At 71.7% G+C, this 24,477-nt stretch carries 22 protein-coding genes; 10 read left to right on the top strand and 12 right to left on the bottom strand.

Translation table 11 applies throughout. The features are described from left to right. Window positions 1-73 precede the first annotated feature (73 nt). Together GXP76_RS20440 and GXP76_RS20435 are read left to right on the top strand one after the other, a co-directional pair. Window positions 74-1,294, top strand: coding sequence for an acetyl-CoA C-acyltransferase (locus tag GXP76_RS20440; RefSeq protein ID WP_242573003.1), 1,221 nt, complete (start codon window positions 74-76; stop codon window positions 1,292-1,294). Continuing rightward, complete coding sequence (locus tag GXP76_RS20435; protein WP_242573002.1) at window positions 1,291-3,417, top strand: 3-hydroxyacyl-CoA dehydrogenase NAD-binding domain-containing protein; 2,127 nt, start codon at window positions 1,291-1,293, stop codon at window positions 3,415-3,417. The genes GXP76_RS20440 and GXP76_RS20435 overlap by 4 nt, the downstream gene beginning before the upstream one ends. A gap of 509 nt (window positions 3,418-3,926) precedes the next feature. Here the strand turns inward: GXP76_RS20435 and GXP76_RS20430 are convergent. The 3 genes from GXP76_RS20430 to GXP76_RS20420 form a co-directional block, all read right to left on the bottom strand. Beyond that, window positions 3,927-5,210 carry a ribonuclease D gene (locus tag GXP76_RS20430; RefSeq protein WP_242573001.1) on the bottom strand — a complete coding sequence of 428 codons (1,284 nt, stop codon included), beginning with the start codon at window positions 5,208-5,210 and terminating at the stop codon, window positions 3,927-3,929. Window positions 5,211-5,297: 87 nt separating this feature from the next. Then, window positions 5,298-5,957 carry a response regulator transcription factor gene (locus GXP76_RS20425; protein ID WP_078074498.1) on the bottom strand — a complete coding sequence of 220 codons (660 nt, stop codon included), beginning with the start codon at window positions 5,955-5,957 and terminating at the stop codon, window positions 5,298-5,300. 244 nt (window positions 5,958-6,201) lie between these two features. Next, window positions 6,202-6,876, bottom strand: coding sequence for a DUF3000 domain-containing protein (locus GXP76_RS20420; RefSeq protein ID WP_242573000.1), 675 nt, complete (start codon window positions 6,874-6,876; stop codon window positions 6,202-6,204). Between the two features lie 91 nt (window positions 6,877-6,967). Here GXP76_RS20420 and hemE point away from each other — a divergent pair, with 91 nt between their 5' ends. Next, entirely contained in the window at window positions 6,968-8,059 is a 1,092-nt protein-coding gene (hemE, locus tag GXP76_RS20415; protein ID WP_242572999.1) for a uroporphyrinogen decarboxylase, read from the top strand. Window positions 8,060-8,065: 6 nt separating this feature from the next. Here the strand turns inward: hemE and GXP76_RS20410 are convergent, their stop codons facing one another. Together GXP76_RS20410 and GXP76_RS20405 are read right to left on the bottom strand one after the other, a co-directional pair. Further along, on the bottom strand, window positions 8,066-9,448 hold the full coding sequence (locus tag GXP76_RS20410; protein ID WP_242572998.1) for an FAD-dependent oxidoreductase: 1,383 nt from the start codon (window positions 9,446-9,448) through the stop codon (window positions 8,066-8,068). A 69-nt stretch (window positions 9,449-9,517) separates the two neighbouring features. Beyond that, entirely contained in the window at window positions 9,518-10,360 is an 843-nt protein-coding gene (locus GXP76_RS20405; protein ID WP_242572997.1) for a DUF4349 domain-containing protein, read from the bottom strand. A gap of 251 nt (window positions 10,361-10,611) precedes the next feature. Between GXP76_RS20405 and hemG the strand changes: the two genes are divergently transcribed. Both hemG and hemQ read left to right on the top strand, forming a co-directional pair. Further along, entirely contained in the window at window positions 10,612-12,060 is a 1,449-nt protein-coding gene (gene hemG / locus GXP76_RS20400; protein WP_242572996.1) for a protoporphyrinogen oxidase, read from the top strand. Window positions 12,061-12,064: 4 nt separating this feature from the next. Further along, on the top strand, window positions 12,065-12,781 hold the full coding sequence (gene hemQ / locus GXP76_RS20395) for a hydrogen peroxide-dependent heme synthase (protein ID WP_242572995.1): 717 nt from the start codon (window positions 12,065-12,067) through the stop codon (window positions 12,779-12,781). Window positions 12,782-12,875: 94 nt separating this feature from the next. Here the strand turns inward: hemQ and GXP76_RS20390 are convergent, their stop codons facing one another. The 5 genes from GXP76_RS20390 to GXP76_RS20370 all read right to left on the bottom strand — a co-directional run bounded on the left by GXP76_RS20390 (window position 12,876) and on the right by GXP76_RS20370 (window position 18,877). Further along, window positions 12,876-14,516 carry an alpha/beta hydrolase gene (locus GXP76_RS20390; protein ID WP_242572994.1) on the bottom strand — a complete coding sequence of 547 codons (1,641 nt, stop codon included), beginning with the start codon at window positions 14,514-14,516 and terminating at the stop codon, window positions 12,876-12,878. 193 nt (window positions 14,517-14,709) lie between these two features. Beyond that, on the bottom strand, window positions 14,710-15,588 hold the full coding sequence (locus GXP76_RS20385; RefSeq protein ID WP_242572993.1) for a TIGR04222 domain-containing membrane protein: 879 nt from the start codon (window positions 15,586-15,588) through the stop codon (window positions 14,710-14,712). Further along, window positions 15,585-16,976 carry a DUF692 domain-containing protein gene (locus tag GXP76_RS20380; RefSeq protein WP_242572992.1) on the bottom strand — a complete coding sequence of 464 codons (1,392 nt, stop codon included), beginning with the start codon at window positions 16,974-16,976 and terminating at the stop codon, window positions 15,585-15,587. Before GXP76_RS20380 ends, GXP76_RS20385 begins: the two co-directional genes overlap by 4 nt. Before the next feature lie 182 nt (window positions 16,977-17,158). Continuing rightward, entirely contained in the window at window positions 17,159-17,947 is a 789-nt protein-coding gene (locus GXP76_RS20375; protein WP_242572991.1) for a DUF4142 domain-containing protein, read from the bottom strand. 117 nt (window positions 17,948-18,064) lie between these two features. After that, a complete protein-coding gene (locus GXP76_RS20370) occupies window positions 18,065-18,877 on the bottom strand; it encodes a peptidyl-tRNA hydrolase (protein ID WP_374361803.1) in 813 nt (270 codons plus the stop codon). Window positions 18,878-18,961: 84 nt separating this feature from the next. Here GXP76_RS20370 and GXP76_RS20365 point away from each other — a divergent pair, with 84 nt between their 5' ends. Both GXP76_RS20365 and GXP76_RS20360 read left to right on the top strand, forming a co-directional pair. Next, entirely contained in the window at window positions 18,962-19,636 is a 675-nt protein-coding gene (locus GXP76_RS20365) for an AIM24 family protein (protein ID WP_242572990.1), read from the top strand. 79 nt (window positions 19,637-19,715) lie between these two features. Further along, on the top strand, window positions 19,716-19,871 hold the full coding sequence (locus GXP76_RS20360) for a hypothetical protein (RefSeq protein WP_242572989.1): 156 nt from the start codon (window positions 19,716-19,718) through the stop codon (window positions 19,869-19,871). A gap of 58 nt (window positions 19,872-19,929) precedes the next feature. On the opposite strand, the gene GXP76_RS20355 is transcribed toward GXP76_RS20360, so the two are convergent. Then, window positions 19,930-20,769 carry a polysaccharide deacetylase family protein gene (locus tag GXP76_RS20355; RefSeq protein ID WP_242572988.1) on the bottom strand — a complete coding sequence of 280 codons (840 nt, stop codon included), beginning with the start codon at window positions 20,767-20,769 and terminating at the stop codon, window positions 19,930-19,932. A 156-nt stretch (window positions 20,770-20,925) separates the two neighbouring features. Between GXP76_RS20355 and GXP76_RS20350 the strand changes: the two genes are divergently transcribed. The 3 genes from GXP76_RS20350 (at window position 20,926) to GXP76_RS20340 (ending at window position 24,261) form a co-directional block, all read left to right on the top strand. Continuing rightward, entirely contained in the window at window positions 20,926-21,435 is a 510-nt protein-coding gene (locus GXP76_RS20350) for a hypothetical protein (protein WP_242572987.1), read from the top strand. 82 nt (window positions 21,436-21,517) lie between these two features. Further along, window positions 21,518-22,969, top strand: coding sequence for a flotillin family protein (locus GXP76_RS20345; RefSeq protein WP_242572986.1), 1,452 nt, complete (start codon window positions 21,518-21,520; stop codon window positions 22,967-22,969). Between the two features lie 146 nt (window positions 22,970-23,115). Next, the gene (locus GXP76_RS20340) at window positions 23,116-24,261 is read left to right on the top strand and encodes a S1 family peptidase (protein ID WP_242572985.1); all 1,146 of its coding nucleotides are present in this window, start codon (window positions 23,116-23,118) and stop codon (window positions 24,259-24,261) included. 108 nt (window positions 24,262-24,369) lie between these two features. On the opposite strand, the gene GXP76_RS36050 is transcribed toward GXP76_RS20340, so the two are convergent. Continuing rightward, a partial coding sequence (locus GXP76_RS36050; RefSeq protein ID WP_242573004.1) for an alkaline phosphatase PhoX occupies window positions 24,370-24,477 on the bottom strand: 108 nt, incomplete at its 5' end.

The raw sequence follows: 24,477 nt of genomic DNA, 5'->3' as shown, positions 1-24,477 counted from the left end.
TACCGGTAAGTAGCATAGGATCGGAAAGCGCGCCCGCAGCAGAGTCACCCCCGCACCCTGGAGGAGAGCCATCGTGCCTCGTACCATCAGGGATGTCGTCTTCGTCGACGGCGTCCGCACCCCGTTCGGCAAGGCGGGCCCGAAGGGCATCTACCACGAGACCCGCGCCGACGACCTGGTCGTGAAGGCGATCCGGGAGCTGCTGCGCCGCAACCCGGACCTCGACCCCGCGAAGATCGACGAGGTCGCCATCGCCGCGACCACGCAGATCGGTGACCAGGGCCTGACCATCGGCCGTACCGCCGGCATCCTCGCCGGGCTGCCGCAGTCCGTCCCCGGCTACTCGATCGACCGCATGTGCGCGGGTGCGATGACCGCCGTGACGACCACCGCCGGCTCCATCGCCTTCGGCGCGTACGACGTGGTCGTCGCCGGCGGTGTCGAGCACATGGGCCGCCACCCGATGGGCGAGGGCGTCGACCCGAACCCGCGCTTCGTCTCGGAGAAGCTCGTCGACGAGTCGGCCCTGTTCATGGGCATGACGGCGGAGAACCTGCACGACCGCTTCCCGCACATCACCAAGCAGCGCGCCGACGAGTACGCGGTGCGCTCGCAGGAGAAGGCCGCCAAGGCGTACGCGAACGGCAGGATCCAGCAGGACCTGGTGCCGATCTCGGTGCGCCGCACCAGCCCCGAGGGCGGTGAGACGGGCTGGGGCCTGGCCACCGAGGACGAGCCGATGCGCCCCGGGACGACGCTGGAGTCGCTGGCCGGTCTCAAGACCCCGTTCCGCCCGCACGGCCGGGTCACGGCCGGCAACGCGGCGGGCCTGAACGACGGTGCCACCGCCTCGCTGATCGCCTCCGAGGAGTTCGCGCGCGAGGCCGGGCTGCCGGTCAGGATGCGGCTCGTGAGCTACGCGTACGTGGGTGTCGAGCCCGAGGTCATGGGCTTCGGTCCGATCCCGTCGACCGAGAAGGCCCTCGCCAAGGCCGGTCTGTCGATCGAGGACATCGGCCTGTTCGAGATCAACGAGGCTTTCGCCGTACAGGTGTTGGCCTTCCTCGACCACTACGGCATCGCCGACGACGACCCGCGCGTCAACCAGTACGGCGGCGCCATCGCGTACGGCCACCCGCTCGCGTCCTCCGGCGTACGGCTGATGACGCAGCTGGCCCGGCAGTTCGAGGAGCAGCCGCAGGTCCGCTACGGCATTACCACCATGTGCGTCGGCTTCGGCATGGGCGCGACGGTCGTCTGGGAGAACCCGCACTTCGACGGAGGCAACAAGTGAGCACCGCTGAACTCCTGAAGGGCGCGGCCGAGCTGTTCCCGGACGAGGTCGTCACCCAGGCGCATGTGCGCCACATCGAACTCCCCGGCGGCGTGGGCACGTTCGCGCTCATCACGCTCGACAACGGCCTGGACCACACGAAGCCGACGACGTTCGGGCCGCAGTCGCTGGCCAACATCGACGCGGCGATCACCCAGGTCGAGGCCGAGGCCGCCGAGGGCGGGATCGTCGGTGTCGGTGTCACCGGCAAGCCGTTCGTCTTCGCCGTCGGCGCCGACCTCAAGGGCGTCGAGCTGCTGAAGCGGCACGAGGACGCGCTGGCCGTCGGCAAGGGCGGCCACGACGTCTTCAAGCGGCTGGCGGCGCTCGCGGTGCCGACGTTCGCGTACTACAACGGCGCCGCGATGGGCGGTGGCGTCGAGATCGGGCTGCACTGCTCGTACCGCACCGTCTCCGCCGCGCTGCCCGCGTTCTCGCTGCCCGAGGTCTTCCTCGGTCTCGTACCGGGCTGGGGCGGCTGCACGCTGCTGCCGAACCTGATCGGCGCCGACCGCGCGGTCACGGTGATCATCGAGAACTCGCTCAACCAGAACAAGCAGCTCAAGGGCGCGCAGGTCTATGAACTGGGCATCGCCGACGCCCTGTTCGAGGGCGCGGACTTCCTGGAGCAGTCGCTGCTGTGGACCGCCTCGGTCCTCGGTGGCGAGCTGGTCGTGGAGCGTCCCGAGATCGACCGGGGCGCGGCCTGGGACCAGGCCGTCGAGCGCGGCAGGTTCGTCGCCGACTCCAAGGTGCACGGTGCGGCCCCGGCCGCCTACCGGGCGCTGGACATCATCGCCGCCGCCAAGGACGGTGACCTCCAGGCGGGTTACGACGCCGAGGACACCGCGCTCGCCGACCTGATCATGGGTGGTGAACTGCGGTCCGGGATCTACGCGTTCAACCTCGTGCAGCGGCGTGCCAAGCGCCCGGCGGGCGCGCCCGACAAGTCGCTGGCGCGGCCCGTCACCAAGGTCGGCGTCGTCGGGGCCGGTCTGATGGCCTCCCAGCTGGCGCTGCTGTTCCTGCGCCGGCTGGAAGTGCCGGTGGTGCTGACGGACATCGACCAGGAGCGGATCGACAAGGGTGTGGGCTATGTCCACGCCGAGATCGACAAGCTGCTCGGCAAGGGCAGGATCAACCAGGACAAGGCCAACCGCTACAAGGGCCTGGTCACCGGCGTCCTGGACAAGGCCGACGGTTTCTCCGACGCCGACTTCGTCATCGAGGCCGTCTTCGAGGAGATGGGCGTCAAGCAGAAGGTGTTCGCGGAGGTCGAGGCGGTCGCCCCGGCGCACGCGATCTTCGCCACCAACACCTCGTCGCTGTCGGTGTCGGAGATGGCGTCGAAGCTGAAGAACCCGGAGCGGGTCGTCGGCTTCCACTTCTTCAACCCCGTGGCGATCCTGCCGCTGCTTGAGATCGTGCGGGGCGAGCGGACCGACGACGCGTCGCTGGCGACGGCGTTCGGTGTCGCGAAGAAACTCAAGAAGAGCGCGGTGCTGGTGAAGGACGCCCCGGCGTTCGTCGTCAATCGCATCCTCACCCGCTTCATGGGCGAGATCCAGAGCGTCATCGACGAGGGCACCCCGGTCGCCGTCGCCGAGCGGGCCGTCGAGCCGCTGGGTCTGCCGATGTCGCCGCTGGTCCTGCTCGAACTGGTCGGGCCCGCGATCGGTCTGCATGTCTCCGAGACCCTCAACCGGTCCTTCCCGGACCGCTTCACGGTCTCGCAGAACCTGGCGGCCGTGGTGAAGGCGGGCAAGCGGGGCTTCTACGTCCACGACTCCGGAAAGCCGGAGCTGGACCCGGAGGTCGTGGCGCTGCTCAAGCAGGGCGACACGGTGCTGACGGAGGAGCAGACGCGGGCGCGGGTGCTCGACGCGGTGGCGCAGGAGATCGGTCTGATGCTGGACGAGGGCGTCGTGGCCGAGGCCCAGGACATCGACCTGTGCCTGCTGACCGGTGCGGGGTGGCCGTTCCATCTGGGGGGCATCACGCCGTACTTGGACCGTGAGGGCGTCTCGGAGCGGGTGAACGGCAAGCCGTTCCTGGAGCCGGGGGTGGCGAGCGTCCCCGCGTAGCGGGCCCTGACGATGCCGTGACACGGGCCGGGCGGGAGTCTCATCTCCGGCCCGGCCTGTGGCGTGCGGGGGGCTTGGTTGCTGTTTCGTTGCCGGGGGCGGAGTTCGGGGCCTCCGGAGGGGCATGTCCGGACGGCGTGATTTATGGCGCGTGCAGGGCTCGTTGGATCCGACGACCCGCCTTGTCCACGCACCACAAATCAGCCCAAGTGTCCGAACACACCCCTCCTGCGACCCCGCCCCCCTCACGCCACCACGTGGCGCTCTTCACACCCCACCGGTCCGCGGGTCGGAAGGGGGACGCGCAGGGGTCGTGTCCGGACACTCAGGCTGATTTGTGGCGCGTGTGAATGCGGGTTCCCCTGAGTCCAACGAGCCTTGCACGCGCCGTAAATCACGCCGTCCGGGCATGACCCCGGAGCGGCACCCGGCCACCACCGCAACCACACCAAGCCCGGCCGGCGATTGAGGCCGACCCCGGCCCGCAGGGCCGGGGCCGACCCGGCAACTCACCCCGTCGCCGCCGTCGCCCCCAACGCCCGCGCCAGCAGCGGCGCCACCTGTTCCACCTGCCACCGCCGCGCGCCGTGCGCGGCCAACGCCTCCGAGACCGCCTCCACGCTCCGCTCCGCCGGCGGCTCCCAGCAGACCCGCCGCACGGTGTCCGGCGTGATCAGGTTCTCCTGCGGCATGTTCAGCCGCTCCGCGAGCGCCGTCACCGAGGCGCGGGCGGCCGAGAGCCGGGCCGCGGCCTCCGGGTCCTTGTCCGCCCACGAGCGCGGCGGCGGCGGACCGTTCAACGGCTGTCCGGGCTGCGGCAGCTCCGTGTCGGGCAGCGACTTCGCCCGGTCGATCGCCGTCTGCCACTGTTCGAGCGCACGCCGCCCCATCCGGTGCCCGAACCCGGGCAGCGCCGTCAGGGCCTGCACGTTCAGCGGCAGCGCCAGCGCCGCCTCGATGATCGCGCCGTCGCTGAGGACCTTGCCGGGGGAGACGTCGCGCCGCTGGGCGGCCTGGTCACGGCTGTTCCACAGCTCCCGTACGACCGCCATCTGCCGCCGCCGCCGGACCTTGTGCATGCCGGACGTACGGCGCCACGGGTCCTTGCGCGGAGGCGGCGGCGGGGCGGACGCGATCGCGTCGAACTCCTGCCAGGCCCAGTCCAGCTTGTTCTGCCGGTCCAGCTCCTTCTCCAGCGCGTTGCGCAGATCGACCAGCAGCTCGACGTCCAGCGCGGCGTAGCGCAGCCAGGGCTCCGGCAGCGGCCTGGTCGACCAGTCGACGGCGGAGTGGCCCTTCTCCAGGGCGAACCCGAGTACGTTCTCGACCATCGCGCCGAGGCCGACGCGCGGGAAGCCCGCGAGCCGCCCTGCCAGCTCGGTGTCGAACAGCCGCGTGGGGCGCATGCCTATTTCCCTCAGGCACGGGAGGTCCTGGGTGGCGGCGTGCAGGATCCACTCGGTGTCGGCGAGGACGTCGCCGAGGGCGGAGAGGTCGGGGCAGCCGACGGGATCGATGAGCGCCGTGCCCGCGCCTTCGCGGCGCAGCTGGACCAGATAGGCGCTCTGCCCGTAGCGGTAGCCGGACGCGCGCTCGGCGTCGACGGCCACCGGGCCGGTGCCCGCGGCGAAGGAGGCGATCACCTCGGCGAGCGCCTCGTCGGTGGCGACCACCGGCGGAATGCCTTCGCGAGGCTCCAACAAAGGGATCGGCGCCGTTTCGACGTCGTCCGGGGGAGCGCCCCCGGTGGTTCGCAGTGCTGGGTCTGCTGCGGTCTCTTGGGCGTCGGTCACGTGTCAAGGGTATCTGTGAACGGACGCCGCCCGCCGACGGAACGTTCCGTCGGCGGGCGATGCGGCCGGTGGGGAGGGTGAAACCGGTCAGTGAATGATCCCGGTACGGAGGGCCACGGCGACCATTCCCGCCCGGTCGCCCGTGCCGAGCTTGCGCGCGATGCGGGCGAGGTGGCTCTTGACGGTCAGGGCCGACAGGCCCATGGAGACGCCGATCGCCTTGTTCGACTGGCCTTCGGCGACCAGCCTGAGCACCTCGACCTCACGGCCGGAGAGCTCGCGGTAGCCGCCCGGGTGGCTCGGGGTACCCGGGGGGCGGCGGTGCATGCGGGGTCCCGCGCCGATGGGTGCGGCGCCGGGGCGGCCGGGGTGGCCGATATTCGTACGGGTTCCGGTCACGACGTAGCCCTTGACTCCGCCCGCGAGGGCGTTGCGCACCGCGCCGATGTCGTCGGCGGCGGAGAGGGCGAGGCCGTTGGGCCAGCCCGCTGCCCGGGTCTCGGACAGCAGGGTGAGCCCGGAACCGTCGGGCAGGTGGACGTCGGCCACGCAGATGTCGCGTGGATTGCCGACGCGGGGACGCGCCTCCGCGATGGACGAAGCCTCGATGACGTCACGTACTCCGAGCGCCCACAGGTGGCGGGTGACGGTGGAGCGTACGCGGGGGTCGGCCACGACGACCATGGCCGTCGGCTTGTTCGGGCGGTAGGCGACCAGGCTTGCGGGCTGCTCGAGGAGAACGGACACCAGGCCTCCTGGGAAGGTGCGGGACGGGCCGGCTCGGGGATGAAGCCGGGGGGAACCGTGCTTGAAGGGTCATTGACCTCTTCGGCAGCAACCGTCCCCGCCTTTAGAGAATGATCACGAATTAGTGAGTAACAATTCGGGCAATTCGGAAGCGTGATCGATCATCCTACGAGTGGTCCCCTCATTGGCCGAGCGAAATCCGGCCACCGGGCGGACCTCGTGGGTCCGCCCGGCCGCCCTCGCTCTACCGCGCCTGCGGACCCCGGCGCTGGGGGAGTGTGACCACGCCCGCGCCGGGCTCGGTCGGTCCCGTCGGGGCCGCCGGCGGCAGGCCCGCGAGCTGGCACAGCAGATCGCACCAGGCGGCCAAGTGCGTTGCCGCGTCCGGGACTCCGCCCATGCCCTCGCGCGGCGTCCAGGACGCGCGGATCTCGATCTGCGTCACCGGCCGGCGCTCCGAGAGCCCGCCGAAGTAGTGCGACCCCGCGCGCGTGACCGTGCCGCTCGGCTCCCCGTACGACAGACCGCGCGCCTCCAGCGCCCCGGTCAGCCACGACCAGCAGACCTCCGGCAGCAGCGGGTCGGCCGCCATCTCGGGCTCCAGCTCCGCCCGCACCAGCGTCACCAGCCGGAACGTGCCCTGCCAGGCGTCGTGTCCGTCGGGATCGTGGAGGAGGACGAGTCTGCCGTCGGCCAGGTCGTCGTCCCCCTGGACCACCGCCGCCTCCAGCGCGTACGCGTGCGGTGCGAGCCTTTGAGGCGGCTTGGTCGGGTCGATCTCCATCTCGGGGCGCAGCCGCGCCGTCCGCAGTGATTCGACGGCCAGCCGGAACGCCGACGGGACGGAGTCCTCCCCCCTGCCCCCCGCACCTTCGACGCCGTTGGAATGATCAGAAAATTGTCCCTGAGCCGCAGCCATGCGGGGAAGAGTAGGCGGAACGCACGCCCAGTGCGGTGAAGGACACCCTGCCCGGCCCGGCCGCTTCTGTGTACATGCGAAGATTCTGGGCGTGAGCGCCAACGACCGCCCCTCGGGCCATCCGACGAAGACCGCAGCGACAGCGGCGACACTCGCCACCCACGACTCCGCCTTCATGAAGGCGTGCAGGCGCGAGCCCGTACCGCACACGCCCGTGTGGTTCATGCGGCAGGCGGGCCGGTCGCTGCCCGAGTACCGCAAGCTGCGCGAAGGCACGGCGATGCTCGACTCGTGCATGCGGCCGGACATGGTCACCGAGATCACGCTCCAGCCGGTACGCAGGCACGAGGTCGACGCCGCGATCTACTTCAGCGACATCGTCGTCCCGCTCAAGGCCATCGGCGTCGACCTCGACATCAAGCCGGGCGTCGGCCCCGTCGTCGCCCACCCGATCCGCACACGCGCCGACCTGGCGCAGCTGCGCGACCTGACGCCGGACGACGTCCACTACGTCACCGAGGCGATGGGCATGCTCACCGCCGAGCTGGGGTCCACCCCGCTGATCGGCTTCGCGGGCGCCCCGTTCACGCTCGCGAGCTATCTCGTGGAGGGCGGGCCGTCCCGCAACCACGAGAACACCAAGGCCATGATGTACGGCGACCCGCAGCTGTGGGCCGAACTGCTCGACCGGCTCGCCGACATCACCGGCGCCTTCCTCAAGGTGCAGATCGAGGCGGGCGCCAGCGCCGTACAGCTCTTCGACTCCTGGGTGGGAGCCCTGGCCCCCGCCGACTACCGCCGCTCCGCCATGCCCGCGTCGGCCAAGGTCTTCGACATGATCGCCGGGTACGGGGTGCCGCGCATCCACTTCGGGGTCGGTACGGGCGAGCTGCTCGGGCTCATGGGCGAGGCGGGCGCGGACGTCGTCGGCGTCGACTGGCGCGTACCGCTGGACGAGGCGGCCCGCCGCGTCGGCCCCGGCAAGGCGCTCCAGGGCAATCTCGACCCGGCCGTCCTCTTCGCCCCCACCGGGGCGGTGGAGACGAAGGCCGACGAGGTCCTCGACGCCGCCAAGGGGCTGGAGGGGCACATCTTCAACCTGGGCCACGGCGTGCTGCCGAACATGGACCCGGACTCGCTGACGCGCCTGGTGGAGTACGTCCACACGCGCACCGCCCGGTAGCGGGGGCTACCAGCCCGCCTCACGGACCGCCGCCGTAGCCTTGCGGGCCGCCACCAGGACCGGGTCCCAGACGGGGGAGAACGGCGGCGCGTAGCCCAGGTCCAGCGCCGTCATCTGCTCCACCGTCATCCGCGCCGTCAGCGCGACCGCCGCGATGTCCACCCGCTTCGCGGCGCCCTCGCCGCCCACGATCTGCACGCCGAGCAGCCGGCCCGTCCGGCGCTCGGCGAGCATCTTCACCGTCATCAGCCGCGCCCCCGGCAGATACCCGGCGGTGCCCGTGGACTCGATGGTCGCCGAGACGTACTGGAGTCCCGCCGCGCGGGCGTCCTTCTCCCGCAGTCCCGTACGGGCGATCTCCCGGTCGCAGACCTTGCTGACGGCCGTGCCGACGACGCCCGGGAACGTGCCGTAGCCGCCGCCCACGTTGGCGCCGATGACCTGGCCGTGCTTGTTGGCGTGCGTGCCCAGCGCGATGTGGCGGGTGGTGCCGGTGATCAGGTCCAGCACCTCCACGCAGTCGCCGCCGGCCCAGATGTCCTCGTGGCCGCGTACCCGCATCGACAGATCGGTGAGCAGGCCGCCGTGCGGGCCCAGCGGCAGCCCGGCGGCCTCGGCGAGCGCTGTCTCCGGCCGGACGCCGATACCGAGCACCACGACGTCCGCCGGGTACTCGGCGCCGTCCGTGGCGACCGCCCTGACCCGGCCGTCGTCGCCGGTGAGGATCTTCGTGACGGCGGCGCCCCCGACCGTGGTGATGCCGAGCCCGTCCATCGCCTCGTGCACCAGCCGGCCCATGTCCGGGTCCAGCGTGGCCATGGGCTGTTCGTCGCGGTGCAGGACCGTGACCTCGTACCCGCGCTTGAGCAGCGCCTCCGCCATCTCGACGCCGATGTAACCCGCGCCCACGACCACCGCGCGCCCGCCGCCGCTCGTACGGGTCAGGGTCTCGATCAGCGCCTGGCCGTCGCCGAGTGTCTGCACGCCGTGCACACCGGGGGCGTCGATGCCCGGCAGCGGGGGCCGGATCGGCCGCGCGCCGGTGGCGATCACCAGCTTGTCGAAGCCCGTCCACGTTTCGGACCCGCTGTCCAGGTCCCGGGCGCGGACCCGCCGGCCCCCGGTGTCGATCTCCAGCACCTCGGTCCGCATCCGCAGATCGATCGCGCGCTCCCGGTGCTCCTGCGGCGTACGGGCGACGAGGTCGTCCCGCCGCTCGACGTCGCCGCCGACCCAGTACGGGATCCCGCACGCCGAGTACGAGGCGAAGTCGCCGCGCTCGAAGGCGACGATCTCCAGCTCCTCGGGCCCCTTGAACCGGCGGGCCTGCGACGCGGCGGACATTCCCGCCGCGTCGCCGCCGATGACCACCAAGCGCTCCGCTGCCATTGCGCGTCCCTTCGCGTGTGTGCCGGGCACCGCGCACCCGGCACACAGACGCTACGCGGACGCGCCGGATCAGTCCCGTCCGCCCTCGCCGGGCGCCGGGTCCGGGGTCCGCGTACGCCGGGACCGCGCCCGGACGCCGAACAGCAGCCACAGCCCGAACAGCACCCCCAGCGCCGCGACGAACGGCAGGATCGCGGCCACCACCACGACGATCCACCGCACCACCGTCACCAGCGCGTCCCAGCCGCCGCCGAGCGCGTCCAGGAAGCCCGGGTCCTCGTCCCCGGAGTCCTTCTCGTCCTTCGCGCGCTCGCTCAGGTCGAGCGTGATGGTCGCCATCGTCGTCCGGTCGGCGAGCGACGCCTGCTTGGCGAGCAGGGCCTCCAACTCGGACTGGCGCGTGTTCAGTTGCGACTCCAGGGCCACCACGTCCGTGATGTCCTCGGCCTGGTCCATCAACTTCCGTACCCGGTTGACGCTCGCGCGCTGCGTCGCTATCCGGCTGTTCACGTCGACGACCTGCTCGGTGACGTCCTTCGCGTTCGCCGAACGCGCCAACAGCTTGCCGGTGCCCGCCAGTTCGGTGAGGACGGAGTCGTACTCGGCCTCCGGGACCCGCAGGACGACGTTCGAGGCCACGTGCGTGTCGTCGACGCGCTCGGTGGTCTCGTCCTCGACCACGCCCCCCGCGTCCAGCGCGACCGTACGAGCCTTCGCGAGTGCCTTCGTCACGCTCTTGACCTCCACCGAGAGGGTGGCGGTGCGGATCACATGGGTCTTCGCGAACTTCTCGTCGATGCCCTCGCTCTTGTCGTCCTGCCGCTTGCCGGCCTCCGCGTCCGCGTCCGTGTCCGCCGCCGCGCCCGCCCCCTGCCGGCCCGTCGCCGGTTCGGCCGCGCTCTCGGCCTTCATGTCTCCGCTGTCCGAACTCGACGCGCTGCATCCCGCCAGGGCGAGTGAAGCGGTGAGAAGTGCTGCCGCGAATGCGGGAAGTGCACGCATGTCGGTCCCCCCAAGGCTGCCGTGCGTGAATGTCGCCGGTTCGACGGACCGGCGGGGGAGCGGGTTGCGCTTTTCCGGTCGCGAAGCGGTCACGGTCGGGACTCGGTACGGGCGGAGGCTCGCCGGACCGGTGACGCGGGTGGTCTGAGAGAGTGGAGGCCATGGTGAGCAGTCCGAATCCCACACCTCCCGCCGGTCCCGCGCCCCATGTCGTCGTCGTCGGGGGCGGCATCGCCGGTCTCGCCGCGGCAGACCGGCTGCTCTCCGCCGGGGCCCGCGTGACGCTCCTGGAGGCGACCGACCGGCTCGGCGGCAAACTCATGGCCGGCGAGATCGCGGGCGCCCCCGTCGACCTCGGCGCCGAGTCGATGCTCGCGCGCCGCCCCGAGGCCGTCGACCTCGCCCGCTCCGTGGGGCTCGCCGAGCGCCTCCAGCCGCCCGCCACGGCCTCCGCCTCCGTCTGGTCGCGCGGCGAGCTGTACGCCATGCCCAAGGGCCATGTGATGGGCGTTCCCGCCGACGCCTCGGCCCTCGCCGGTCTGCTCTCCGCGGAAGGCGTCGCCAGGATCGGCCGCGAGCGGGACCTCGGCCCGGTGGCCGTCGGCGACGACGTGTCCATCGGTGAGTACGTCGCGCGGCGCCTGGGCCGCGAGGTCGTGGACCGGCTGGTGGAGCCCCTGCTCGGCGGCGTCTACGCGGGCGACGCCTACCGCATCTCGATGCGCGCCGCCGTCCCCCAGCTCTTCGAGGCACTTCGCACGCACGACTCGATGCTCGACGCCGTCCGCGCCATCCGGTCCAAGGCCGCCGAACAGCCGCGTGACGACGCCGTGTTCACCGGCGTCGACGGCGGCGTGGGCCGGCTCCCGGGCGCCGTCGCCGACTCCGTACGGGCACGCGGAGGCGACATCCGTACGGAGACTCCCGTCCTCGCCCTCACCCGCACCGCCGGCGGCTGGGCGGTCAGGACCGATCAGGAGATCGTCGCCGCCGACGGGGTCGTCATGGCGAACCCCGCCTGGTCCGCCTCCGCGCTCCTCGCCCAGGAGTCGCCCGCCGCGTCCGCCGAACTCGCCGGGATCGAGTACGCCTCCATGGCCCTCGTGACGATGGCCTTCCGCCGCGCCGCCCTCACCGGCCTGCCCGACGGCAGCGGCTTCCTCGTACCGCCCGTCGACGGCCGCGCCATCAAGGCCGCCACCTTCTCCACCCGCAAGTGGCGCTGGGTCGACGAGTCGGCGCCGGACCTGTTCGTCCTGCGCACCTCCATCGGACGGTACGGCGAGGAGGACCGGCTCCAGCACGAGGACGCCGAACTCGTCGAGGTCTCCCTGCGCGACCTCGGCGCGGCCACCGGACTCGCGGCCCGCCCCGTCGCCACCGAGGTGACCCGGTGGATCGGCGGCCTGCCCCAGTACCCCGTCGGCCACCCCGCCCGCGTCGCCCGTATCCGCGAGGCCGTCGCGAAACTTCCCGCGCTGCGCCTGTGCGGCGCGCCCTACGACGGCGTCGGCATCCCCGCCTGTATCGCGAGCGCCCGGCGCGCCGCCGACGAGATCATGGCCACGCCGACCCTGGCGCGGGGCACCGATCGGGACGCGGGACAATAGCCGTATGACTTCCGCACCAGACAAGATCCCCAACGCGGGCAAGAAGGCCAAGGATCTCAACGACGTCATCCGCTACACGCTGTGGTCCGTCTTCAAGCTGCGCGATCTGCTGCCGGAGGACCGGGCCGGGTACGCCGACGAGGTCCAGGAACTGTTCGACCAGCTCGCCGCCAAGGACATCACCGTGCGCGGGACGTACGACGTGTCCGGGCTGCGCGCCGACGCCGACCTGATGATCTGGTGGCACGCCGGGACCGCGGACGAGCTCCAGGGGGCGTACAACCTCTTCCGCCGCACCAGGCTCGGCCGGTCGCTCGACCCCGTGTGGTCGAACATGGCGCTGCACCGCCCCGCCGAGTTCAACAAGTCCCATGTGCCGGCCTTCCTGGCCGACGAGACGCCGCGCGACTACGTGAGCGTCTACCCCTTCGTGCGCAGTTACGACTGGTACCTGCTGCCCGACGAGGAGCGGCGTACGATGCTCGCCGACCACGGAAAGATGGCCCGTGGTTATCCGGACGTCCGCGCCAACACCGTGTCATCCTTCTCGCTCGGTGACTACGAGTGGATTCTCGCGTTCGAGGCCGACGAACTGGACAGGATCGTCGACCTGATGCGTCATCTGCGTGGTTCGAAGGCACGGTTGTACGTACGGGAAGAGGTCCCGTTCTACACCGGCCGCCGCAAGTCGGTCGCGGACCTGGTCGCCGAACTCGCCTGATCCACAGGCGCGGCCCGCGATCCGCCCCCGGCGATCGCACAACTGCATGACGGCCGGACCGCCCCCGGGCAGCCCGGCCGTCCCACCCGGAAGATCAGACGACCGGCGGCAGCCCGCGGCCGGACCTCTCGTCCAGCGACACCGGGTTCGGCTCCGCGTGCGGCGCGCACTCTGCGCGCCGCACCGGTGTCTTCCCGGTCAGCAGGTACGCCTCGACGTGGTCGTTGACGCACTCGTTGGTGCCGCCCGCGATGCCGTGCGTGCCCGCTCCGCGCTCGGTCACCAGAACCGATCCGGCCAGGCGCCGCTGGAGCTCCAGCGCCCCCCGGTACGGCGTCGCCGCGTCCCGCTCGGCGGCCAGGATCAGCGTCGGCGGCAGCTCACCGGCGCGGGTGCGGACATCGGCCGGCCGCTGGCGCGGTGCCGGCCAGAAGGCGCACGGCAGATTCATCCACGCGTTGTCCCAGGTCTCGAACGGCGCGACCTTCGCGAGCGCGGTGTTGTCGCGGTCCCACACCTTCCAGTCCGTCGGCCACGCCGCGTCGTTGCACTCCACGGCCGTGTAGACGGCGTTGCTGTTCTCGTTCTCCACGGCCGCCGCCGGCCGGGGCGTGGCCTGGTCGATCAGGGGCTTCGTACGGCCCTTGAGGAATTCGGAGAGCGCCGTGGCGCGAAGCGCCCAGTAGTCGTCGTAGTAGGCGACCCCGAGCATCGCGGCGTGGAGCTGGCCGGGACCGACCTTGCCGCCCGCCGGCCGGTGCGCGACCTCCGCCCGTACCCGCTCGTAGTTGCGCTGGACCTCCTCGGCCGTGGTGCCGAGCTGGTACGTCGCGTCGTGCTTGGCGACCCAGGTACGGAAGTCCGCCCAGCGCCGCTCGAAGGCGAAGGACTGGTCGAGGTTGTTGCGGTACCAGATCTGGTCCGGGTCCGGGTTGACGGCCGAGTCGAAGACCATCCGGCGTACGTGGGACGGGAAGAGCGACGCGTACAGCGCGCCGAAGTACGTTCCGTAGGAGGCGCCCATGAACGACAGCTTCTTCTCACCGAGGGCGGCCCGCAGGACGTCGAGGTCGCGGGCGTTGTTCAGCGAGTTGTAGTGGCGCAGGGACGCACCCGCGTTGCGCGCGCAGCCCTGCGCGTACGCCTTGGCGCGGGAGATCCGCTCGCTCTTGTACGACTCCGTGGGGTATGTCGGCGCGAGCGTGGGGGCCTTGGCGAAGTCCGCGGCGTTCTGGCAGGAGAGCGGCGCGGAGCGGCCGACCCCGCGCGGGGCGTAGCCGACCATGTCGTACGCCGCCGCGATCCGCTTCCACTCGGGCATCGAGGCAGCCAGCGGGAAGGCCATGCCGGAGCCGCCGGGGCCGCCGGGGTTGTAGACCAGCGCGCCCTGGCGCCGGACGGTCTCCACGGCCTTGCCGTCGCCGCCGGCGGCGCCCGTTCTGCCCGACGCCTTCACCCGGCTGACGGTGAGTTTGATCCGCTCGCCGTCCGGCCGGGCGTAGTCGAGCGGCACCTCGACCGTCCCGCAGGTGAGGGGCGCGGGCAGCATCTCGGCCTTGGGGCAGGCCCGGAAGGTGATCCCCGCGGCGGCGGCGCGCTCGGCGGCGACGACGGTGCCGCGCGCCTCGGAGGAGGTGCCGGCGAAGTCCGCGCCGCCCGCCGGGGCGGCGGTGAGGGTGGACAGGACCAAGGATCCGAGGGTGGCCAGGGCCCCGTACTTCGCAACTGCTCTCATCGCTTTCCCTTCAGGCGTGCCGCGTTGGGGAAGGCGATCATCTCCGGAGCCCCGGACATGTAAAGGATCTGTGAGTGGTGTCGGGGCCCGTGACTCCGATGCGTCATACAGTCACTCAATAGGCCCGTACGGGGTGCGTGATCGGGTACGGCGTGCTCCGCGCGCGGACGGTGCGGACCGGGTGCGAGGCCGGTCAGCCTCCGCCTCCTCCTCCTCCGCAGCCCGAACCGCCGGACCCTCCGCAGCCGGAGCCGCCCGAACCGCCGTCCCCGAAGTCCGCGCTCGCGCACCACACCACCGCGGTCGCGGCCAGATGCGGCGCGGGCTGGAAGTCACGGCCGGGCCGCATGCCCCTCGCGGCCGTCAACTGCTCCCGCAGCAGGGGGTCGTCCAGTGCCATGTGACCGTCCAGGGCGATCTGGAGATCGGGGGCCATGATGTGCTGGTACGTCGCCTTGCGGTACTTCAGCCGCGCCCGCACACCGGCGTCGGTGAGCCGCCGCCTGGCCAGTGCGGCACAGACGAAGCCCGAGACGATCCCGATGACCGCCAGCGGCAGGGTCGGGATGAGCCTGAGCGGGCCGCCGCCGGCGAGCCGGACGATGGTCAGCGGTACGGCGAGCAGGCACACGATCGCCTGGGTCAGTCCCCAGACCACCCATATACGGGTCTTCCCGACCGGTACCAGCAGCCCGCGCGCCGCCAGGGAGTCCCCGATGTCCTGGACGGCACGGCCGCGCATCACGGCGAGGCGCAGTGCGTGCAGGGCGCCGTGCGGCGCCCGGTGGTGCTCCTCGATGACCGAGCGTTCCACCGGGTTGCGCGCGACGTCGCCGTACAGCGCGACGATGCCGGGGCCGCCGATCCCCAGCCTCCCGTCCGCGTGCATCGCGACGACGGCGGTCTCGGCGACCCGGCCCGGTCCGCCGCCGAGGAACGCCACCTCCATGAGGTCGTGGACCTGGCCCTTACCGCCCCCCGAGCGGGCGCTGATCAATCCGACCAGGAGCGTGACGAAGGACAGGGGTATGGCGATCTGGAGTGCGGTGAGCAGCGTGTCCACGGCCGTCACCGCCCCACGAGTACGGAGCGGGCGGCACGGGCCATACGGGTCGCCCGGCGCGGTGGGCGCGCGCCGGAGCGGTCCCGCCACCACTGGGTCAGCTCACGCCGGGCCGCCGCGTCCTCCGGCCGGTCGGCGATGAGCAGGTGCTCGGCGAAGTCGAGCGCGTCGCGCCGGTAACCGGCGCGCATGGGGCGGGACTTGGCGTAATCGAGGAACGCGGCGCGGTAGCCGGCGCCGAGGATGCGCGGGATGTCGGGCGCCACCTTGGCGACGACCTCCGCCCGCTTCGCCGCCAGCGCCCGGATCTGCACTCCGAGCCGCCGGGAGTCGAAGCCCTCCGGGGCCGGGGTCCCGGCGACCAGGGCCGACAGCAGCGCGGTCTGCGCGAGAGCGAGCCGCTGGCGGGCGGGGTCGTCCGGCGACCCGGCCCCCGGCGCCTCGGGTGCTTCGGTTGCCTCAACGGCCTTGCGGGAGAGCGTGGTCGACGTCCGCTCGGGTCCGGGGCCCGCGAGCGTCGCACGGATCGTGTCGAGTTCGGCGGCGAGTTCGGCGGTCGGCGGGAAGTTGTCGTCCCGCTCCAGCAGGACGCCGGGCGGGGAGACCCGGGAGCGCAGCTCCGCGAGTACGTCGAGCACCGGCGCGCTCACCGGGTGGGCGTGCGTGTCGTGCCAGACGCCGTCGCGTTCGACGCCGCCCGCGACATGCACGTACGCGATGGCCTCGACCGGCAGTTGGTCGAGCGCGGTCGCCGGGTCCTCGCCCCGGTTGACGTGGTTGGTGTGCAGGTTCGCGACGTCGATCAGCAGCCGTACGCCGGTCCGCTCGACCAGCTCCGCCAGGAACTGACCCTCCGTCATCTCCTCGTCCGGCCAGTTGATCAGCGCGGCGATGTTCTCCACGGCGAGTGGCACGGGCAGGGAGTCCTGCGCGATGCGCACGTTCTCGCACAGCACCCGCAGCGCGTCCTTGGTGCGGGGGACGGGCAGCAGATGGCCGGCTTCGAGTGTGGGGGAGGCGGTGAGCGGGCCACCGGCCCGTACGAAGGCGATGTGCTCGGTGACGAGCGGGGAGCCGAGGGCCCCGGCCCGCTCGGCGAGATCGGCGAGACGCTTGGCGTCGGGCCGCGCGGCGCCTCCCAGACCGAGGGAGACGCCGTGCGGGATCACGGTGACGCCGCGTGCGCGGAGGCGGACGAGCGAGTCGGGGAGATGGCCCGCGCAGACGTTCTCGGCGACGGCCTCGACCCAGTCGACGCCGGGCAGCGCCTCCACCGCCTCCGCGATCTCGGGCCGCCAGCCGATACCGATTCCCAGGGCCCCCAGGTCTCGTGGACCGCCCGGAACCCCCGTGTTCCCGACTTCCCCCGACTTCACCACGCGTGTCGTGTGACTCATGACTCCCCCTCGTCCGTGCATCGGCATGCGCCGGTTCAGGGGTAATGGCCCCGCCGGGCGCCGGTGAATCCAGAGGAGGGGACGTTCAGAGCATCATTTGAGGTTCCCGCGACGGCCGGCGATCCGCCGGCCGGTCACGGAACTCACGCGGATCACGGCGACCCACGGCGATTCGAGGCGACTCACGGGCTCGCCTCGACGCTCGGCGGCGCCGGACGGTTGGTGTTGACGGCGGTCGGCGCGCCCGGCTGGGTGGAGGGCCGGGAGGTGAAGGAGCTGTCCCCGGTCGGTTCGGCGGCGGGCGGCGACGGCGGCAGGCTGCCGTTCGGCGGCGGCGGACCGGTGGGGCTGGCGGTCTTGGTGCCCGCGGCCTCCCGCGCGATCTCGTCGAAGTCGACGAGCCCGGTGCCCTCCAGCATCGTGATGTGGTCCAGAACCGTCTGGTTGGCGTCGGTCGCGAGCTGCCGTATCAGGGTGTTGCGTGTCGTATGTCTGACCTCGGCTATCAGCGCGAAGACCTTGCCGTGGGCGTTGCGCAGGAGGTTGGCGAACTTCCTGTCGTACTCGGCGCCGGTGGCCGCCGACAGCTCCCTGAGCCAGCCCTGCTGCTGCTCGTTGGGCTGGTTCGGCAGCGCTATGCCGAGCTTCGCCGCCACGTCGCGCGCACGCGCGTCGAGGTCGGTGTGGCCGACGACGAGATGGTCACCCGCGTCCTTGATGGCCTGGCTGGGGGCACGCTCGATCGCCTGCTGCCCGGCGGGCAGCTCCCACAGCCCGGCGAGCCGCACCTTCACGAGGAAGTCGCGGTCCGTCGCCGAGAGCGGGCCCCACTGGGTCGCCACGCTCGACGCCGCGAGATTCGCCTCCCCCGTGCCGGAACGGTCGGCGTACGACCAGACAGGAAAGGCGAGCGCCCCGACCGTCGCGACGAGTGCCGCGATGATGAGTGCCGTGCCGTTGATACGTCGCAACAAAGTGTCTCCCGGGCCGATGTACAACCGCGTACCACCGCGGAATCAACCGCGCGCTGACCGGTCGTTCAACCTACTTAGCGGTATGAGGAGATACGAGTCCCGGCACCGAAATGTTCAACGCCGCAGCGCGGGGTGATCCGCGACCACCGTGCACGACCCCGGCGCGATCTCAGTGAAGCCGGCGTCACGGACCAACGGCAGCCCGCCACTGATCAGTTGACGCCAGTCGGCGGGGTCCGCGGTACGTACGGAGAGCGGGAATCCCGCCTCCCGCCACGCCTTGCGGTCCGTCTCCGACAGCTCCCACCAGGCGAGTTGCGCGCCATGTCCGGCCTGGGCCATCGCCTTGCCCGCCGACATGGCGACATCGGGGCTGAGCCAGAGCACGGGAGTGGCTGGGCCGGCGGCGGGCGGGTCCGCGGGGTCGTCCAGGTCGGTGCCGGAGACCTGGAGCTTCGCCAGCTCCTTCGGCCAGCCGTCCAGCGGGACGGGCGGGAAGACCCGTACCTCCGCGTACGGGGCGAAGACGGGCCCCTCGGCCGCGACCGGCACCTCCGCCACCCCTTCCGGAGCCGGACCGCCCACCGTGATTCCCGGCAGCAGCGACGCCTTCCGCCACTCCGCGCCGCGTGCCCTGCGCACCACCTTGCGGATCCGGGCGTCCTGCCACTCCCGCATCGCCCGCGCCCACTCGCCGTCGCCCGTCGACCGCTCGTCGGCGAGCATGACGAGTACGGCGCGGGCGGCCGCCTCCAGCGCGTCGGTACGGGTCGGCGGCGCGGCCTTCTCGATCCGGACCACCAGCGGCAGCACGAACTGCGGGGCCTCGTCGCGCGCGGTCTGCTCGTGCCGGAACGGGCTGTCGGCCGGGTCCCCGGCGTGGTTGTCCGCCGGGCCGGCCGCCCCGGCGGTGTCGTCGATGCTCACGGGGCCAGTGTGCCAGTACCGGCAGGCCGGACCGGCTCGCCGGATTGTTGGCGGAACGGGTGCCTCCGGGTGACCATGCTGGGCATGAAGAGCGACCTCTTTTCCAGCGAGAACATGGCGCAGCAGGCGACGACCCCCGGGATGAGCCTTCAGAACGCCAAATCCGTCAAGTATGCCGTCAACGGCGAAATGCACGCGCGTCAGGGCTCGATGATCGCCTTCCGCGGCAATCTCCAGTTCGAACGCAAGGGCCAGGGCATCGGCGGCATGCTCAAGCGCGCCGTCACCGGCGAGGGCCTGCCGCTGATGGCCGTGAAGGGCCAGGGCGAGGCGTGGTTCGCGCACGAGGCGGCCAACTGCTTCATCGTCGACATCGACCAGGGCGACGCGCTCACCGTCAACGGCCGCAACGTCCTGTGTTTCGACTCCACGCTCTCCTACGAGATCAAGACGGTGAAGGGCGCCGGCATGACCGGCGGCGGTCTCTTCAACAGCCTGTTCAGCGGCTACGGGAAGCTCGCCATCATCTGTGAGGGCAACCCCATCGTCATCCCCGTCAGCCCGCAGGCGCCGGTGTACGTCGACACGGACGCCGTCGTCGGCTGGAGCGCCCAGCTCGGCACCTCGCTGCACCGCTCGCAGTCCGTCGGCTCGATGATCCGCGGCGGTTCCGGCGAGGCCGTCCAGCTGATGCTCCAGGGCGAGGGGTTCGTCATCGTCCGCCCGAGCGAGGTCACGTCGCAGGCCGCCGGGAGCTGAGCCACGCGCGGACGGGCTGCGTGCGCGGCCCGTCCGGCGACCGGCCGAGGCCGTGGCCGCGTTCAGTACGCTCGGCGGTATGGGAGACGACGACGCCATCAGTACCGAGGCCGTCGTGTACGCGGACTGTGTGCACTGCGGAGAGCCGAGCGAGTACCCGGAATCGGTGAAGGGCATCACGCTGTGCCCCGTCTGCGAGTGGCACGAGGCGCAGCGGACGGCCTGTTCGGGCTGACGGTCCGCTACGGCCGGCGGCCGGTCGGGTCGGCATGACCGGCGGTACCGGTCCTTCATCAGCCCTTCATCAGCTCCGACACCTTGACGAAGCGGTAGCCGCGCTCGCGCAGTGCGGGCACGATCTTGCGGACCGCGTCGTCCGTCACCGGTGCCGCGCTCATCGTGCAGTGCATGACCACCACCGAGCCGGGCCGTACCTCCGCGAGCACCTGCTCGGCCACCACGTCCGCGTCCGTGGCGAAGGCGTCGCCGCTGACGACGTCCCACTGGACCGCCGTCAGGCCGGCCGGCGCCAGGGTCCGCAGCGTCGACTGGTCGTAACAGCCGCCGGGGAAGCGGAAGTACGGCACCACCTGACGGACCCCTGCCTTGCGGAACGCGCCGAAGGCCCGCTCCACATCCGCTGCCATGTCCTTCGTGCCGAGCGCCGGAAGCCCGTGGCAGTCCGCCGTGAAGGAGTGGTGGCTGTAGGAGTGGTTCGCGACCTCGAACAGGGGGTCGGAGCCGATCTCCCTCGCCTGGGACGGGTACTCCTCCACCCACCGGCCCGTCATGAAGATCGTCGAGGGGACTTCGAGACGGCGCAGCGACGAGATCAGGGTCGGGTTGTCGAAGCGCTCGCCACGGGCGGCGCGCGGTCCCTGGTCGGCCGTCATGTCGGCGTCGAAGGTGAGCGCCACGGTCTTGGTGGCCGTCCTGGCCGCGGTCGTCCCCGTGGGGTCGGCGGCACGGAGGAAGACGGGGGTCACGGCGGGACGTTCGGGCCCGGCCGGCTGCCGTGAGGCGGGTCCGGGCGAGGGGCCGGTGGTCGGGGGCGGCTCGGTGTCGGTGCCGCATCCGACGAGGGCGGCACCCAGCGTGGCGAGGGAGATGAGTCTGATCAGGTATGTAGGCATATGGTGAAAATATCGGACTAAATGTTCATCCGGTGGTTACGGCGCTCGAAGATTGCCGGAACACGGCACTGCGCAACCGTGACGGACCGTGAGAAAATCTCCTCCCACTTCAAGGGTTCTCAGGGGGACCGGCGGGAGCCGGGGGAGGTACGGCCCATGGATGTGTTCCTCGGCCTCGGTATCGCGGGCGTGGTCCTGCTCGCCGTCGCGCTGATCTTCGACGGCATCTTCGAGGGCCTGTTCGACGGGGTGCTCGACGGCCTCTTCGCGGGCCTGCTGTCGCTGCCCGTCGTGGCGGGATTCGTCGCGATGCTCGGCTTCGGCGGCGCGATCGTGCTCGGTACGACCGATCTCGGAGTCGGCCCCGCCATCGCCGCGGGCGCCGTCGCCGGCGCCGTCACCGGCTGGCTGGCCTGGAAACTCAGCCGGGTACTGATGCGCGATCAGACGGACGCCACGCCACGGGGAGCGGACCTCCTCGGTACGTCGGGATCCGTCGTCACCGCCATTCCCGCCGACGGATACGGCGAGGTGATGCTCCGGGTGGCGGGCCAGCCGGTGAAGTTCGCCGCGCGGAGCGCGGTGCCCCTGGCGCGGGGTGCCGAGGTCTGGGTGGAGTCGACGCTGTCGTCCACCTCGGTCGGCGTCCGCCCCGTCGAACGCTGACCCGTCGAACCGTCGCACGGCAGCCGGCGTCCCACAGATGCGGCGTCCACAGCGGCCCGCACGTCAACAGGGGGAGTTCCATATGAGTCCAGTGATCATCGCGGTGGCGGGAGTCGTCGTACTTCTCGTCCTGCTCGCCCTCGTCGTCATCACCCGCTACAAGGTCGCGGGCCCCAGCGAGGCCTTCATCATCACCGGCCGGCGAGGCAAGTCCTCCACGGACCCGGTCACCGGCCGGGTCAGCACCGACAACAGCGGTCAGAAGGTCGTGGTCGGCGGCGGCGTCTTCGTCGTCCCGTTCGTCCAGCAGAAGTTCACGCTCGACCTGTCCAGCCGGCACATCCCGGTCGCTGTCCGGGGCGCGGTGACCCTGCGCGGCGTCAAGGCGCATCTGGAAGGCGTCGCGATCGTCAAGGTCGGCGGCAACGAGGACGCCATCCGCGCCGCCGCGCAGCGGTTCCTGCGGCAGCAGAAGGGCATCGTCGGCTTCACCCAGGAAGTGCTCTCCGGCGCGCTGCGCGCCATCGTCGGCCGGATGGCCGTCGAGGACATCATCCGCGACCGCGCCGCCTTCGCCGGACAGGTCGCCGAGGAGGCCGAGGCGAGCCTCTCCGGGCAGGGCCTGATCCTGGACGCCTTCCAGATCCAGGACATCACCACCGAGGGCTCCTACCTGGAGGACCTGGGCCGGCCCGAGGCCGCCCGCGCCAGGCAGGAGGCGGACATCGCCGAGGCGATCGCCAAGCGGGCCTCCGAGCAGGCCAGGCTGAAGGCCGCCGAGGAGATCGCCGTGGCCGAGCGGACGTTCTATCTGAAGCAGGCCGAGATCAAGGTCGAGACCGAGGCGGCCAAGGCCAAGGCCAACGCGGCCGGTCCGCTCGCCGAGGCGGCGCGTCAGCAGGAAGTCCTCGGCGAGCAGGAGAAGGTGGCGGAGCGTCAGGCAGCACTGACGGACCGTCAGCTCGACACCCAGGTGCGCAAGCCCGCCGACGCCGCCCGCTACCAGGCCGAACAGGAGGCCGAGGCCCGCAGGATCGCGCAGGTCAAGGAGGCCGAGGCGGACGCCGAGCGGTCGCGGCTCACCGGTGAGGGCGAGAAGCTGCGCCGCGCGGCGCTCGCCGAGGCCGTACGGATCGAGGGCGAGGCGGAGGCCGACGCCATCACGGCGCGCGGCAGCGCCGAGGCCGGGGCGATGCAGAAGAAGGCCGACGCGTTCGCCCAGTACGGCGACGCGGCCGTGCTCCAGATGCTCGTCGAAGTACTCCCGGCCGTCGTCGCCAAGGCGTCGGAGCCGCTGAGCGCCGTCGACAAGCTGACGGTCATCTCCACGGACGGGGCGAGCCGGCTCTCGCGCACGGTCACCGACAACGTCGCGCAGGGCATGGAACTGCTGACGTCGACCACCGGGGTCGACCTCGCGGAACTGCTCAAGGGGCTGACCCAGCGGGCGAGTTCGGCGGAGCCGGCCAAGGCGGCCGGGACCGGGACGCCCAAGGCGGCGGAGAGCAGGAAGAAGATCGAGATCAGCGGCTGACGAGCCGCCGGCCGAGGTGGCCGCCAGGGGCCGGCCGGACAACTGTCCGGCCGGCCTCCGTCCTGTCGTCTGCGGCCGCGCTGAACGCAACTCCCGTGTCGCCCGTATCAAGGGGTCACTCCGTAATCCCCACAGGAGGCGACGAGTTGAGTCACAGGCGGATATCCAAGAGCAAGGCCGTTCTCGCGGGCGCCGGGGCGGTGGGGGTCGCCGCGGCGGCCATCCTGCTGCCGAACGCCAACGCGTCCCAGTCCGGCACGGACGACGGCGCGCGCGACGGCGCCCGGCAGAACACGAAGACGGTGAGCGCCGCCTCGGCGCCGGAACTCGTCGCGCGGCTGTCCTCACAGCTCGGTGAGGAGTACGCGGGGGCGTACTACGACGCGCAGAAGAAGCAGGTCGTGGTGAACGTCGCCGAAGCGGGCGGCGGCGACGGCGGCGAGTCGGCCGCGCGGGTGCGTGACGCGGGCGCCGTGGCGAGAAGCGTCCAGAACAGCATGGGCGAACTCCGGTCCGCCACCGGCACGTTGAGCCGGGACGCCACCATCCCCGGCACCGCGTGGGCCGTCGACCCCCGGACCAACCAGATCCTCGTCACCGCCGACACCACCGTCACCGGTGAGCGCTGGGACACCCTGGAGTCGACCGTGCGCTCGCTGGGCGACGGTGTGGCCCGCATCCAGAAGTCGGCGGGCGAGTTCAAACCGTTCCTGGAAGGGGGCGACGCCATCTTCGGCGGCGGCGCCCGCTGTTCGATGGGCTTCAACGTCACCACGCAGGACGGCACACCCGGATTCCTCACCGCCGGGCACTGCGGTGTCGCGGCCGAGCAGTGGTCCGAGGACCAGAACGGCGCGCCCATCGGTACGGTCCAGGCCGCGACGTTCCCCGGCGACGGCGACTTCGCGCTCCTCACGTACGACGACCCGGCCACCGAGGCGCCCAGCGAGGTGGATGTCGGCGACGGCCGGACCGTGACGATCGGTCAGGCCGGTGAAGCCGCCGTGGGCCTGGAAGTGATCCGGATGGGCAGCACGACCGGGCTGGCGGACGGTTCGGTCACCGGGCTGGGCGCCACGGTGAACTACGCCGAGGGCTCCGTCAGCGGGCTCATCCAGACCAACGTCTGCGCGGAGCCCGGTGACAGCGGAGGCCCGCTGTTCACGGCGGACGGCACCGCGATCGGTCTGACGTCGGGCGGCAGCGGTGACTGCACGTCGGGTGGCGAGACGTTCTTCCAGCCGGTGTCGACGACGCTGGCGGCGGTGGGAGCGGAGATCGGGTCGCCCTGATCTGGGGTTCTCAAGCGCCGGACGGGCCGCGTTTGCAGCCCGTCCGGCGATCGAGGACGAACCGGCCACCGGGCGGACCCGGCGGCCGGTCCGGTCACCGGGCCGGAGTCAGCGCCACGGCCCCGTGATCGCGAACGTCTTGCCCGGTGTGTAGGAGTTCAGATACATCGTGTCGCCGTCCGGTGCGAACGTGACCCCCGCGAACTCACCCCACTC

The organism is Streptomyces sp. NP-1717, assembly GCF_022695985.1.
GTDB lineage: Bacteria > Actinomycetota > Actinomycetes > Streptomycetales > Streptomycetaceae > Streptomyces.
The sequence above is the reverse complement of the archived record's forward strand: the minus strand, read 5'-3'. Positions and strand labels throughout refer to the sequence as shown.